This is a genomic window from Streptomyces sp. NBC_00996, assembly GCF_045162675.1.
Lineage (GTDB): Bacteria > Actinomycetota > Actinomycetes > Streptomycetales > Streptomycetaceae > Streptomyces.
Genome location: NZ_CP108723.1, coordinates 429,057 through 442,011 on the forward strand (window position 1 = coordinate 429,057; position 12,955 = coordinate 442,011).

Genomic DNA, 12,955 nt, shown 5'->3' on the forward strand with positions numbered 1-12,955 from the left:
CGTATGTGGCTGGTCGCGCCCACGCGGCGGAGCCGCATATCGACACAGCCCCGCGCCCCTTTCAGGGGCGCTGGAGGTCCGGTCGGCTTGTTTGGCAGGGCCGGTTGGCCCCTGCCTTGGGCTGCGGGATCGGTCGGAAGCTGGGAGTGGAGCCAGCGACGAGGAGGAGCGACGTGACCGTAACCCCGGCCGTGCTCGATCGGGACGGGCTCAGTGCCCTGGTCTCGGTGCTCGTGGCGGAGGGACGGACCGTCGTCGGGCCTACCGTCCGTGACGGGGCGATCATGCTGTCCGAGCTGACCTCGGCGGACGCACTGCCGTACGGCTGGGGTGTCGAGCCCGACGCCGGGCGGTACCGGCTGGTGCCCCGCGAGGACGGTGCCGCCTTCGCGCACAGCGCGGGTCCGCAGTCCTGGAAGAACTTCCTGCACCCTTCGCGGGAACGGTTGTGGAGTGCCGACCGGACCGCGGAGGGTGAGCTGACGTTCACCGCGCACGAGCCCGAGGCCCCGGCGTACGCCTTCCTCGGTGTCCGGCCCTGTGACCTGCGGGCCATCGCCATCCAGGACCGTGTACTGACCGGTGGACGGTACGAGGAGGGCGGCTACGGGAAGCGCAGCCGCAATGCGCTGCTGATCACCACCGATTGCACCGACCCCGGGGCGACCTGCTTCTGCGTCTCCACCGGCGGCGGGCCCTCGGCCGGACCCGGCTACGACCTCGCACTGACCGAGGTGGTGGACGAGGGCGGCCACCGGTTCCTGGTACGCGTGGGCAGCGAGGAGGGTGCCCGGCTACTGGACCAGGTCCCGCACCGGACGGCCGACATGGTCACGGAGGCCACCGCCCGCGCCTCGGTCGAGGCGGCGCGCGACCGGACGGGCCGCTCGCTGCCCCCGGTCGACCTGCGTGCGCTGATGGGCGCGAGCCTGGATGCCGAGCGCTGGAACGATGTCGCGGCCGACTGTCTGACCTGCGGCAACTGCACGATGGTGTGTCCGACCTGCTTCCGCACGACGACGGAGGAGGTCACCGACCTGACCGGTGACCACACGGAGCGCCGGCAGCGCTGGGACTCCTGCTTCGATCTGGACTTCTCGTATCTGCACGGCGGTCCGGTGCCCCGCTCGGCCCGCAGCCGCTACCGGCAGTGGCTCACCCACAAACTCTCTTCCTGGCACGACCAGTTCGACACCTCGGGCTGCGTCGGCTGCGGGCGTTGCATCGCCTGGTGCCCGGCCGGCATGGACATCACGGAGGAAGTGGCCGCGTTGGAGACCGAACTCGGAACGGAGGCGGACTGATGCCCCCCTCGATGGCCCTGCGCATGGCCCACGCCCCGCCCGTCGAGCACCGCGAACGGCTGCTGCACGTCGGCCGCGAGGTCGCCTTCCCGCAAGGAACCCGAGGACGAACTCGTGGCGCTGGCGGGCGAGGTGGACATCGCGCACTTCCTGGAGGCGTCCAGCGCGGTGGCGCCCGGCCCGTACGACCTGTCCCCGGTCGAGGGCTCGGTGACCACGTCCGCGGACGCCGCACGCATCCGGAAGATCCGGGCCGCCTCCCGACACCTGGTGACCATCTGGGCGTGCGCCACGGCCGGCAGCAACCAGGCCCTCAGGAACTTCGCGGACGTCGACGAGTTCCGGCGCACGGTCTACGCACACCCCGAGTACGTCTCCACGCTCGCCACCTCCACTCCTGTGTCAGCCCATGTGGACGTCGACTTCGAGCTGCGTGGCCGCCCCATCGACCGACGCCAGCTCAACTAGGTGATCACCGCGTACCTCGCCGGCCGCAAGCCGGAAGTGCCGAACCACAGCGTCTGCTTCGAGTGCAAGCGACGCGGCACGGTCTGCGTGACGGTCGCCCACGGCACCCCCTGCCTGGGCCCGCTCACGCACGCCGGGTGCGGGGCGCTGTGCCCGGCGTACGACCGCGGCTGCTTCGGCTGCTTCGGTCCGTCCGGGTCGGTGAACCTGGCCGCGCTGATCCCGCTGCTGCGCCGCGACGGCATGGACGAGGACGCCGTGGGGCGCTTCCTGCACACCTTCAACACCGCCGCTTTCGACAAGGAGTTGGACCAATGACGCACCGCGGATCCCGTGTCCTGCACGTCGGCTCGTTGTCCCGGGTCGAGGGCGAGGGCGCCCTGCGTCTGCAGGTACACGACGGCACGGTCACCGACGCACGGCTGGAGATCTATGAACCGCCGCGCTTCTTCGAGGCGTTCCTGCGCGGGCGTGCGTACACCGAGCCGCCGGACATCACGGCGCGGGTGTGCGGGATCTGCCCGGTGGCGTACCAGATGAGCGCGTGCGCGGCGATCGAGGACGCGTGCGGGGTGACGGTCGACCCGGTGATCCGGGACCTGCGCAGGCTGTTGTACTGCGGGGAGTGGATCGAGAGCCAGGTCCTGCACATCTACCTGCTGCACGCCCCGGACTTCCTGGGCCGTGCGAACGTGATCGAACTGGCCCGCACCCACCGTGCGGAGGTCGAGCGGGGGCTCAGGCTGAAGAAGGCCGGCAACGCCCTGATGGAGGTGCTGGGCGGGCGGGCCGTGCACCCCGTGAACGTACGGCTCGGCGGCTTCTACCGAGCGCCGACACGGGCCGAACTGCGGCCGCTCGCCGAGCAGTTGAAGCAGGCGCTGGACGACGCATGGGAGACCGTGCGCTGGGTGGTCGGCTTTGAGTTCCCCGATGCCCGCGTCGAGGCCGACCTGCTGGCGCTGGCAGCCCCGGACACGTACGCCATCGAGCGCGGCACCCCGACGGTGCTGCGCGCGGACGGGAGCACCGCCTCCTTCCCGGTGCGGGAGTTCACCGAGCACGTCGCCGAAACCCAGGTGGAGCACTCCACCGCGCTGCACTCCCGGCTCGACGGTCGGCTGCACCTCACCGGCTCCCTTGCCCGATTCGCCATCGGCGGCGCACGGCTGTCGCCGGTCGCGCTGCAGGCAGCCGTGGAGGCGGGGCTGGGCGATCCGCGGGAGGGCGCCGTGTGCCGCAATCCGTTCCGGTCGATCCTGGTGCGGGCGGTGGAAACGGTGTACGCCGTCGGGGAGGCGCTGCGGATCATCGACGGCTACGAGCCGCCCGCGCGCCCGTACACCGAGGTGCCGCCGGTCGCGGGGGTGGGCCACGGCGCCACCGAGGCGCCCCGCGGGCTGCTCTACCACCGCTACGAACTCGACGCCGACGGCCTCGTGACCAGTGCCCTGCTGGTGCCGCCGACGGCACAGAACCAGGGCGCCATCGAGGACGACCTGCGCCGCCTCACCCAGCATGCGATCGGCGAACACGACCCGGACGACAACGAGTTGACGGCACTGTGCGAGCGGGCCATCCGCAACCACGACCCGTGCATCTCGTGCTCCACCCACTTCCTCGACCTGACGGTCGTCCGTACCTCGTCCGACACCCAGGGAGGCTGCGATGCCTGAATCTCCATACACCGTGAGCGACGTGATGACGCACACCGTCGTCGCCGTCGGCAGTGAGGCGCCCTTCAAGGAGATCGTCGAGCTGCTCGATCAGTGGAAGGTCAGCGCCCTGCCGGTACTGGCGGGCGAGGGCCGTGTCGTGGGGGTGGTCTCCCAGGCGGACCTGCTGGCCAAGGAGGAGTTCCGGGACACCGAGGAGGGCGATCCGGCCGAACGGAGGAAGGCCGACGCGGTGACCGTGGGCGAGCTGATGAGCGCCCCGGCCGTGACCGTGCACGCCGACGCCTCGCTGGCCGAGGCCGCCCGCATCATGGCGCGCCGGCACGTCAAGCGGCTGCCCGTCGTGGACGGAGTCGGTCTGCTGCAGGGCGTGGTCAGCCGCAGCGACCTGCTCAAGGTCTTCCTCCGTGACGACGAGGAGATCGCCGGGGAAATCCGGCACACCGTCCTGGGCCAGCTCCCGGTCATGACTCCATTGACGGTGAGTGTGGCCGAGGGCGCGGTCACGCTGGGCGGTTCCCTGCCCGACCGGACGCTCGTGCCCGTGGTGGCGCGCGCGGTGCGGGCGGTGGAGGGGGTCGTGGACGTCCGGCTCGACCTCACGCACCGATGAAGTACCTCGACGAGTACCGCGATCCCGTGCTCGCCCGGCGGCTGCTGGACGAGCTGCGGCAGACCGCCACGCGGCCCTGGCGGATCATGGAGGTGTGCGGCGGCCAGACCCACACCCTGGTCCGCCAGGGCATCGACGAACTGCTGCCCGCCGGGATGCGGATGATCCACGGCCCCGGCTGCCCGGTCTGCGTGACCCCGCTGGAGACCCTGGACCGGGCCATGGCCATCGCCGCCCGGCCCGACGTGATCCTCACCAGCTTCGGCGACATGCTGCGCGTGCCCGGCACGGACACCGACCTGCTCTCCCTCCGGGCCCGTGGCGCCGACGTGCGCGTCGTGTACGCCCCGATGGACGCCGTGCGCCTGGCCGCCGACCACCCCGAGGGGGAGGTGGTCTTCCTCGCGGTGGGCTTCGAGACGACCGCGCCGGCCAACGCGATGGCGGTGCTGCACGCGGCCCGCCTCGGCCTGACGAACTTCTCGATGCTGGTCAGCCACGTCCTCGTACCACCCGCCATGACGGCACTGCTCGACGACCCCGACTGCGAGGTGCAGGCGTTCCTCGCGGCCGGGCACGTGTGCGCGGTGATGGGCTGGACCGAATACGAGCCGATCGCCGCCCGCTACCGGGTGCCCATCGTGGTCACCGGCTTCGAACCGCTGGACCTGCTGGAGGGCATCCTGATGGCCGTACGGCAGCTGGAGTCCGGCCGGTCCGAGGTGGAGAACCAGTACGTACGGGCCGTGCGCCGATCCGGCAACGCCGACGCCCAGGACGCCGTCCGCACGGTCTTCCGGGTCACCGACCGGGCCTGGCGCGGCATCGGGGCGCTGCCCGACAGCGGACTCGAACTGGCCCAGGAGTACCGGCAGTTCGACGCGGCCCGCCGCTTCGACGTGGGCGGGCTGTGTCCCGTCGAGGACACGCAGTGCATCGCGGGCGCCATCCTCACCGGGGCCAAGCTGCCCACCGACTGCGCCGCTTACGGCACCCGCTGCACACCCCGTCACCCCCTGGGCGCGCCGATGGTGTCGTCCGAGGGCACCTGCGCCGCCTTCCACGCGGCCGGACGCACTGCCACGAGGAGCACGGCATGAGCATCCAATGCCCCACCCCCAACCACGAGGAAGAGGTGGTCCTGCTGGGCCACGGTGCCGGCGGACGCCTCACCGCGGAGCTGCTCGACGGGACGATCCTGCCGGCCGTCGACGGCGCAGGTCCGCTGGAGGACGCCGCGCTGCTGCCCGGCCGTCCCGGCCTGGTGATGAGCACCGACAGCTTCGTCGTCAGCCCGCTGTTCTTCCCCGGCGGGGACATCGGGTCCCTCGCCGTGCACGGCACGGTCAACGACCTCGCCATGCGCGGTGCGTGGCCGCTCGCGCTGTCCGTGTCCCTCATCATCGAGGAGGGACTGCCGCTGGCCGAACTGCGTTCCGTCATGGCCTCGTTGGGCAAGGCGGCTCAGGATGCCGGGGTGCCTGTGATCACGGGAGACACCAAGGTCGTGGGCCGTGGTGCGGCCGACCGTCTCTTCATCAACACCACGGGCATCGGGCAGCGGCACGAGCTTCTGTACCCGTCGGCGGCGTCCGCCCGCCCGGACGATGTGGTTCTGTTGTCCGGCCCGATCGGGCTGCACGGCACGACCGTGCTCAGCACCCGCGAGGGCCTCGGCTTCGAGAGCGACATCGCCTCGGACACGCGGCCGCTGCACCGGCTGGTGCGCACCCTGGCCCCGCTGGGCGCCGCAGTCCATGTGCTGCGTGACCCGACCCGGGGCGGGCTGGCCGCGGCTCTCAACGAGATCGCCCGGGACTCGTCCGTCGCTGTGGAGATCGAGGAGAGCGCCGTCCCTGTGCCCGAGGCGGTGGCCTCCGCCTGCGACCTGCTCGGCCTGGACCCGCTGGTCGTCGCCAACGAGGGCTGTCTGGTCGCCTTCGTCGACGCCGACGCTGCCGAGGGGGCGCTGGCCGCCCTGCGGTCGCTGCCCGAGGGGGCGCAGGCGGTGCGGATCGGTGAGGTGCTGCCGCGGGGACCGCAGGGACGGGTCACCCTGCGGACGCTGGTGGGCGCCCGGCGCATCGTGGAACTTCCGCTGGGCGAGCAGCTCCCCCGTATCTGCTGAAGAGCTGAAGACCGGGGCGGTCGGCGGCTGCCGGGCCCCGCGTCAGCCGGCCTTCCGGCCCCACTGCGAGTCGGTCAGCGCCCACTCCGTGTCCCGTTGCTCCTGCCGCCGCCGGTCCAGGCGTGCACATGTGAGGCAGCCGACGAGAATCATCGCCGTGCTTGCGCTCACGGTGGCCGCCGTGCCCAGCACGGCGCTCTGGAGCTCCGCCTCATCGGCCGTCGCGGGCTCGGGCACGATGCGACCCCTCTCATCCAGCCGGACACGGGTGCTGCTTCCGGCCTTGTTCGCGGAGTCGACCCGGGCGACCCCCGTCCGGGCCGTACCGTCCGCCGCGGTCCAGCGGACGGTGGTCCGTGCCCGGTCGCCGTCCGCGCCCTCGACCCCGATGATCCGGTTCGCGTCCTCGGTGACCACCGCGGACACGGCGTGCCGCTCGGCCCTCAGCCCGTCGAGGTCGCGTTCGACGGCGCGTGCGGCCCTGCTCGTGCAGGTCGTCGAGGAGCGTCCGCGACCGGCTCGGCCACGAACTGTCCCCGGTAGGTGTACCGGTGGGCCATGGCCCGGGCCGGCAGCTCCTCCTCGGGAGCGCTCGGCGCGTGAGCCGCGAAGCCGACGTGGGCCAGGAGGCCGGAGTTCCCGGGAGCAGGCAACAGGTCGACGACGGACGGAAGCCGAGGTGCCGTACGGCGATCCGCACGTTGAACAGCGCCGCCCCGCACGCGATGACGGCCTCTCTGCCGAACGGGTCGGCCACAACCTTCCGCCGCCCGCCGTCCAGGTGCACGTCGAAGCCGTGGTCGTGGCCCTCCTCGGCGAAGAACCAGGGCTGACTGTTGTGCGGCGAGGGCGCGAGCGAGGCGGCGCGGGCCAGGTGCAGTGCGGCGCGACCGGGCTTCTCGTATGTGACCGACATGATGCATCCCGCCTTTCGCGAAGCGTTCACCTTCAGTGTCCGCGCCCGCCGGTCCAGGGCACATCGGCCGTCCGTCCCGCCTGCCCGGCCTCAGCGGCCCTCCTTCGGCCCCGGCCGCCGAGGGCGTCGGGGCTGAGGGTCTCCCCCGCCGAACGGCCCTGGGGGCCCACCCCGTTCGGCCCTGCGACGCAAGCCATGCGGCACTTCAGGCGGCTAGGGGCGAGCAGTTCGCTGGAAGTGTCGGAGGAGGATGCCATGTCCAGACAGCCAGGGGCCGTCACCCACACCCGCCGTCACCGCCGCGCCCTGCTCACCACGGCGCTGGCGCTTCCGGCGCTCGCACTCGCCGCCTGCGGCACGAACACCGCACCCGGCACACCGGCCGAGACCGGCCGTCCCTCCGGTTCGTCGGCGGACACAGGGACCTCGGGCGGCGCCTCGGGCGCCCCCGCGCCCTCCGCGTCCACGCCCCCGACGACCGGCTCCGGCAGCAGCTCAGCGAAGAGTGTCCGCACGGCCGCCTACTTCCTGCACGGCGAGAAGGTCTCGCCCGCCCCGCGTACCGTGACCGCGCCCGCCACCGCCACCGCGGCGGTCCGGGCGCTGCTGGCGGGGCCCAGCGGCTACGAGGGCCGCCACGGACGCACCACGGCCGTCCCGTCCGGCACGCAGCTGCGCTCACTCGTCATCCGGGACCACGTGGCCACCGTCGACCTCACGAGCCGGTACGACGACGGGGGCGGCAGCCTGTCCATGCGCGAGCGGCTTGCTCAGGTCGTCTTCACCGTGACCCGCTTCCCGACCGTGCACAAGGTCGCCTTCGAACTCGACGGCAAGCCCGTGCATCAGTTCGGGGGCGAGGGCATCATGCTGAACGGGCCGGTCGGCCGGGCCGACTTCGAGGATCTGTCGCCCGCCGTCCTGGTCGAGTCCCCGCTCATCGGCGACGCCGTCCGCACCCCGGTGCGGGTCCGGGGCAGCGCCGACACGTTCGAGGCCGAGTTCCGGCTCAAGGTCACCGACACCACCGGGCGCACCGCCTCCGGCGTCCTGGTCAGGGCGACGTCGGGCACGGGCACCCACGGCACCTTCGACGTGACCTTCCCCTACCAGGCCGCCCGTACGGGGCCGGGCCTCCTCACGGCGTACTTCGTGTCGCCAAAGGACGGCCGGCCCGTGACCGTCGACACCGTGCCGCTGACCGTGAACCGCTGACACCGGCCGACGACACGAGAACCCCCGGCGCGTCATCGCGCCGGGGTCATGCATTGCGGACCGGGGGTCGTCCAAAGCGGACCGGTCGGCCTCCCTCCCACTCCTTCATCCCTTGGCGGTCTACGCCTTGGCGGCGGGCAGGTGGTGACTGCGGCCCAGGCGCCGGGCCAGCAGGACCAGCGCGACGACGGCCGGGATCACCAAGGGGACCAGCGGCAAGCCCACCACCGAGGCGGTCAGCCCGATGCAGAAGAACACCAGGATCGCGGCGATCAGATACAGCACCGCCTCAGCCGTGACCGTGGGGATCCGACGGATGCTCATGATGTGCCCCCCCTTGGGGAGGTTGAGCCGTACGGTCGGTTCTGCTCCGGCTCCTCGAGCAGTTCGCGGGCGACCCGCGCCGCCCACGCCTCGATCGCGGGGAAGTCGCGGAAGTCGCCGCCCTTTCCGTTGCGGACGATCAACCGGGCGATACGTCCCTCGGCGCCCTCTTGCAGGCAGCCGCCGAAGGTGATGTGCCCCCTTGCGTCGAGCCGGGTCAGGGCACGACGCACGCCGGGCACGGGCGGGATGTCCTTCTCGGACGCCGAGGCGTCGAGCGGGCCGCTGCTGAAGAGCCACAGCGGGCGTACGGCCAGGGCACGACGGTTGCGGCGCACGAATCGGCGGGTGTCCTTGTGCCAGCGTCCCGCGTACAGCCCGCCGCCGACCACGACCGCGTCGTAGCGCGTCACGTCGTCGACGGACCCGGCGGGGAGTGCCTCAGCGGCGAGCCCTTCCTTGGACAGGACCTCGGCCACGGCCTCGGCGATCTGCGCGGTGGATCCATTCGTCGTCCCGTAGGCGACCAGCACGTTGCCAGGCATGACGGCCCGCCTCCTCTCACAACCTGCGCAGCCAGTCGTCGGCCACGCCGTGCAGGGCCTGCTCCTGGGGCTTGATCTTGGCGTCGTCCAGCTGGAAGGTGAGCTTGTCGACCACGGCGACGACTCCGTCGATCTGCCGGGCCATGGAGAGGGCAATCTCCTTCTCGCTCTTGCGTTCCATGTGGCCGGTGAGCGTGACCACGCCCTCGGTCACGGCGACGTCGATGCTACGCGGCGGCAGCCACAGCGCCCGCACCAGGACCTCCTGGATCACCTCGGTGCGGATGTCCGCGTCGGGCCGCAGGAAGACCTGCAGCAGGTCACGGCGGGTCACGATGCCGACGAGCCGGTCCGCCTCGTCCACGACGGGCAGCCGCTCGACATGATGCCGGGCCATGGTCCGGGCGGCCTCGACGATCGTGTCGTCGGCGTGCACCTTGATGGGCGGTTCGGTCATCAGCTGCCCGGCGGTGCGCGCCCTGGACTTCGCGGCCTGCTTCCTCGCGCTCGGCGTCAGACCGGCCAGCCGGAAGCGCTTCTTCGGCTCGTAGGGATCGGGTGTGTCCGCCTGGCGGATCATCAGGTCGGTCTCGGAGATGACTCCGATGACCTTGTCGTCCTCGTCGACCACCGGCAGTCCGCTGATGCGGTGCTCACCGAGCCGGCGCGCCACCTCCTTGAACGGGGTGCCGTACTCGGCGCGGATGACCTGCATGGTCATCACGGAGCCGACCTTGTTGTGCTTCATGACGTTCCCTCCTCAGCGGAGTCGGCGAAGATACGGGTCCTGGGACCTGCGCGGCACCAGGCGCACCCGTGCGTCCAGCACGGTCACTCCGCCCGGTGTCGCGAGTACGGGGTTGAAGTCGGCCTCGGCGAGTTGCGGCAGGTCGCTCGCCATGTGGGAGAGCCGCAGCAGCAGTTGCTCGAGGTCCGGCAGATCGACGGGCCCGTTGCCCTGCGCCCCGAACAGCAGGGGCGCACAGCGCGGGGTCGTGATCAGGTCGTGCACGTCGTGGTCGGTGAGCGGGGCGAGGCGGGCGGCGTGGTCGGCGAGCGCCTCGGTCGCTGTGCCGCCGAGACCGAACACCACGAGCGGACCGAAGACCTGGTCCTGGACCACGCCGGCGAACAGCTCGGTGCCCCGGTCGGCGAGCGGCTGCACCACCACTCCGGTCAGCAGCCCCGCGAAGCGGGTCTCCAGGTCCCGGAATGCGGCGCGCACCTGGGATTCACCCCGCAGGTCGAGGTGGACGGCGTGCTCGGCGGTCTTGTGCAGCAGCCCTGGCCAGTGCCCCTTCATCACCACGCGGCCGTCGGCGCCGCGCAGCCGCTCGGCGGCCAGGACGGCGTCGTCCTCGGTGTCGGCCCAGGCCCACGGCAGCTGGGTTATGCCGTAGCTGTCGAGGAGTTCGACACAGGCATGTGGCTCGAGCCAGCCTCCGTCGGGGTGAGCCTCGAGGAAAGAGTCGACGACGCAGTGGGCACGGGCAGGGTCCATGCCGCCGAGGTCGGGGACCGTACCGGCGGGACGGGCAAGCCAGGCCTCGCGGTGCACCGCGTGAGCCAACGCCCTTGCCGCCGCCTGGGGTTCGGCGTACGAGGGGACCGTACCACCGTCGGTCGTGGGCAGCAGCTCCACGGGCATCGCCTGTTCCAGCCGTACCGCGACGACCGGCTTCGGCCGGGGTCCGGACACCCGGGTCACGGCCCGGACGAGGTCGTCGCCAGTGGCGGCGGCGACCGCCGTGGGGACGAGGGCGACCAGGACGGCGTCGGCGCCTCCATGGCGCATGATCCGGTCGACGCACTCGCCGAGCTGCTCTTCCGTCACGGCCGCGGTGGCATCGACGGGGTTGCCGACGGCGGCGCCGTCGGGCAACAGAGCGAGCAGGTCGTCGATCAGTTCCGGAGTGGGCGGGGGGAGGGTGAGTCCAGCTTCGGCGCAGGCGTCGGCGGCCAGGACTCCGGCGCCGCCGGCGTTGGTGACGATGGCGATGCGGGACCCGTTCGGCAGGGGCTGGGAGTGCAGCAGGGCGACGGCCTCGAGGAGTTCGCCCACAGAGTGGGTGGCGGTGATGCCTGCCTGGGTGAACAGGGCGGTGCGGGTCATGGTGCGGGTGGCAGCCGCGGCGGTGTGCGAGGCGGCGGCGCGCCGGCCCGCGTCGGTGCGGCCGGCGTCGACGGTCAGCACGGGCATGCGGCGCGCCACGCGGCGGGCGGTGCGGGAGAACGCGCGCGGGTTGCCGAACGACTCAAGGTGCAGCAGGGCGAGGTCGGTGCGACGGTCGCTCTCCCACCACTGGAGCATGTCGTTGCCGCTGACGTCGTACTTGTCGCCCAGCGACGCGAACGTGGACACGCCGATGCCCAGCCGCGACAGCCCGTCCAGCAGGGCGATGCCGACCCCGCCGGACTGCACCGCGACACCGGCCGTGCCGGGGCGCGGGTGGGTGGCGGCGAAGGTGGCGTCCAGACGCAGGGCCGGATCGGTGTTGGACACGCCCAGGCAGTTCGGCCCGACCAGCCGCATGCCGTACGTGCGGCAGGCGGCCATCAGCACCTGTGCCTGGTCGGCATCGAGTCCGGCGGTGACCACGAGCAGCGAGCGCACGCCCGCCTTCCCGCATTCTTCGGCCACCTGCGCCACACTCGCGGCGGGCACGGCGACGACGGCGAGGTCGGGGGTCCTGGGCAGGGCGCTGATCGAAGGATGGGAGGGCACGCCGAGGAGGGAGGTCGCGGCGGGGTTCACCGCGAACACCCGCCGGGTGTAGCCGCCGGCCTTCAGGTGGTGCAGGATCGCCCGGCCCACCGAGCCCGGCTTGCGTCCGGCGCCGACGACGGCGACCGCCTCCGGTCGCAGCAGCGGCTCGAGACTGGCCACGTCGGCGGCCCGGCCGCGCTCGTCCACCGCCGAAAGGTAGGTGTCGTCCTCGGTGAGTTCGATGGTGCAGCGCACCTCGGGTCCTTCGAAGCGGCGGGCGGTGCGCAGGCCGAGGTCGGCGAAGAGCCGGAGCACCTCGCGGTTCTCGCTGAGCGAGTCGGCGGTGAAGGCCGTGACGCCCTCGGCACGCGCCGCGGACACGAGGTGTTCGACGAGAAGGGTGCCGACACCGCGGTGGTGCAGCCCGTCGGCGACCGCGATGGAGACGTCGGCCTCGGTTCCGGCGCCGCCGCTGTCGTACTCGGCGAGACCGACCACCTGGCCCGTCCGCTCGGCCAGCAGCGCCCGGTATCCGGGGCGCGGTGCGGCGCAGGCACGGTCGGCGGCCCTCTCTGCCGAGCGCCGGCTCACGCCGAAGAACCTCAGCCGCAGGTTCTCCGGGGACATCTCCTCGTACAGCCCCTGCAGTTGTTCGTGGTCGTCGGCCGCCACGGGACGGATGCACACGGTGGTGCCGTCCGCGAGCAGGGCATGGACCGGGGGCCACTTGGGCTTGTCGTCCGTCATCGCGGATCTCCTCCAGCTGTCTGTTCACTTCGAGCGTCCAGCGAAATGGGGCGGGGTCCCATAGGCTGACCGGCGGTGACATGGGGGCCGGTCGGCCCTCGGTGTCCGCACGGTGCTGCGGACGGCTCGGGTGAAGCTGCAGGCGGGACAGTGCCGTTCTACCGTCCGTCCCGCCGTGGCGCCCGGCCGCGGACGACAGTCCCCACGGCGCACACGGCCAGTTCGGCGAGCAGCACGGTGGCCGCGGTGCCCAGGCACACCGCCCCCTGGGTGACGTCGAGCGGCACGGTGCCGAAGACGCTGCGCGCCAGG

General features: G+C 72.2%; 13 protein-coding genes and 1 pseudogene. 7 read left to right on the forward strand and 7 right to left on the reverse strand.

The features are described 5' to 3' along the window. Window positions 1-173 precede the first annotated feature (173 nt). From OG390_RS02160 to hypE, 6 genes and pseudogenes are all read left to right on the forward strand, one after another. Window positions 174-1,304: a 4Fe-4S dicluster domain-containing protein gene (locus OG390_RS02160; protein WP_406164721.1), complete on the forward strand. Its 1,131-nt coding sequence runs from the start codon at window positions 174-176 to the stop codon at window positions 1,302-1,304. 102 nt (window positions 1,305-1,406) lie between these two features. After that, a pseudogene (locus OG390_RS02165) lies at window positions 1,407-2,090 on the forward strand (oxidoreductase); the annotation flags it as partial. Further along, window positions 2,087-3,448, forward strand: a complete 1,362-nt coding sequence (locus OG390_RS02170) for a Ni/Fe hydrogenase subunit alpha (protein WP_406164722.1) — start codon at window positions 2,087-2,089, stop codon at window positions 3,446-3,448. The pseudogene OG390_RS02165 and the gene OG390_RS02170, both read left to right, overlap by 4 nt. Continuing rightward, complete coding sequence (locus tag OG390_RS02175; RefSeq protein ID WP_406164723.1) at window positions 3,441-4,061, forward strand: CBS domain-containing protein; 621 nt, start codon at window positions 3,441-3,443, stop codon at window positions 4,059-4,061. Before OG390_RS02170 ends, OG390_RS02175 begins: the two co-directional genes overlap by 8 nt. Continuing rightward, window positions 4,058-5,161, forward strand: coding sequence for a hydrogenase formation protein HypD (hypD, locus tag OG390_RS02180; protein ID WP_406164724.1), 1,104 nt, complete (start codon window positions 4,058-4,060; stop codon window positions 5,159-5,161). The genes OG390_RS02175 and hypD overlap by 4 nt, the downstream gene beginning before the upstream one ends. Then, a complete protein-coding gene (gene hypE / locus OG390_RS02185; RefSeq protein WP_406164725.1) occupies window positions 5,158-6,189 on the forward strand; it encodes a hydrogenase expression/formation protein HypE in 1,032 nt (343 codons plus the stop codon). The genes hypD and hypE overlap by 4 nt, the downstream gene beginning before the upstream one ends. A 42-nt stretch (window positions 6,190-6,231) precedes the next feature. On the opposite strand, the gene OG390_RS02190 is transcribed toward hypE, so the two are convergent. Then, window positions 6,232-6,615, reverse strand: a complete 384-nt coding sequence (locus OG390_RS02190; RefSeq protein ID WP_406164726.1) for a hypothetical protein — start codon at window positions 6,613-6,615, stop codon at window positions 6,232-6,234. 17 nt (window positions 6,616-6,632) lie between these two features. Next, window positions 6,633-6,842 carry a hypothetical protein gene (locus tag OG390_RS02195; RefSeq protein WP_406164727.1) on the reverse strand — a complete coding sequence of 70 codons (210 nt, stop codon included), beginning with the start codon at window positions 6,840-6,842 and terminating at the stop codon, window positions 6,633-6,635. A gap of 518 nt (window positions 6,843-7,360) precedes the next feature. Here OG390_RS02195 and OG390_RS02200 point away from each other — a divergent pair. Then, window positions 7,361-8,320, forward strand: coding sequence for a GerMN domain-containing protein (locus OG390_RS02200; RefSeq protein WP_406164728.1), 960 nt, complete (start codon window positions 7,361-7,363; stop codon window positions 8,318-8,320). 120 nt (window positions 8,321-8,440) lie between these two features. Here the strand turns inward: OG390_RS02200 and OG390_RS02205 are convergent, their stop codons facing one another. The 5 genes from OG390_RS02205 to OG390_RS02225 all read right to left on the reverse strand — a co-directional run bounded on the left by OG390_RS02205 (window position 8,441) and on the right by OG390_RS02225 (window position 12,930). Next, window positions 8,441-8,644 carry a hypothetical protein gene (locus OG390_RS02205; RefSeq protein ID WP_406164729.1) on the reverse strand — a complete coding sequence of 68 codons (204 nt, stop codon included), beginning with the start codon at window positions 8,642-8,644 and terminating at the stop codon, window positions 8,441-8,443. Then, window positions 8,641-9,189 (reverse strand): flavodoxin domain-containing protein, encoded by a 549-nt coding sequence (locus OG390_RS02210; protein WP_406164730.1) that lies wholly within the window; start codon window positions 9,187-9,189, stop codon window positions 8,641-8,643. The genes OG390_RS02205 and OG390_RS02210 overlap by 4 nt, the downstream gene beginning before the upstream one ends. Window positions 9,190-9,205: 16 nt before the next feature. Next, window positions 9,206-9,937 carry a CBS domain-containing protein gene (locus tag OG390_RS02215; protein ID WP_406164731.1) on the reverse strand — a complete coding sequence of 244 codons (732 nt, stop codon included), beginning with the start codon at window positions 9,935-9,937 and terminating at the stop codon, window positions 9,206-9,208. Between the two features lie 12 nt (window positions 9,938-9,949). Then, complete coding sequence (locus OG390_RS02220; protein ID WP_406164732.1) at window positions 9,950-12,643, reverse strand: GNAT family N-acetyltransferase; 2,694 nt, start codon at window positions 12,641-12,643, stop codon at window positions 9,950-9,952. 158 nt (window positions 12,644-12,801) lie between these two features. Then, complete coding sequence (locus OG390_RS02225; RefSeq protein WP_406164733.1) at window positions 12,802-12,930, reverse strand: hypothetical protein; 129 nt, start codon at window positions 12,928-12,930, stop codon at window positions 12,802-12,804. Window positions 12,931-12,955 lie beyond the last annotated feature (25 nt).

What these genes read in the sequence shown, in the direction of transcription:
- OG390_RS02170 (WP_406164722.1), top strand. Translation starts at nt 2,087, where the DNA reads ATGACGCACCGCGGATCCCGTGTCCTGCACGTCGGCTCGTTGTCCCGG.
- OG390_RS02175 (WP_406164723.1), top strand. Translation starts at nt 3,441, where the DNA reads ATGCCTGAATCTCCATACACCGTGAGCGACGTGATGACGCACACCGTC.
- hypD (WP_406164724.1), top strand. Translation starts at nt 4,058, where the DNA reads ATGAAGTACCTCGACGAGTACCGCGATCCCGTGCTCGCCCGGCGGCTG.
- hypE (WP_406164725.1), top strand. Translation starts at nt 5,158, where the DNA reads ATGAGCATCCAATGCCCCACCCCCAACCACGAGGAAGAGGTGGTCCTG.
- OG390_RS02200 (WP_406164728.1), top strand. Translation starts at nt 7,361, where the DNA reads ATGTCCAGACAGCCAGGGGCCGTCACCCACACCCGCCGTCACCGCCGC.
- OG390_RS02205 (WP_406164729.1), bottom strand. Translation starts at nt 8,644, where the DNA reads ATGAGCATCCGTCGGATCCCCACGGTCACGGCTGAGGCGGTGCTGTAT.
- OG390_RS02210 (WP_406164730.1), bottom strand. Translation starts at nt 9,189, where the DNA reads ATGCCTGGCAACGTGCTGGTCGCCTACGGGACGACGAATGGATCCACC.
- OG390_RS02215 (WP_406164731.1), bottom strand. Translation starts at nt 9,937, where the DNA reads ATGAAGCACAACAAGGTCGGCTCCGTGATGACCATGCAGGTCATCCGC.
- OG390_RS02220 (WP_406164732.1), bottom strand. Translation starts at nt 12,643, where the DNA reads ATGACGGACGACAAGCCCAAGTGGCCCCCGGTCCATGCCCTGCTCGCG.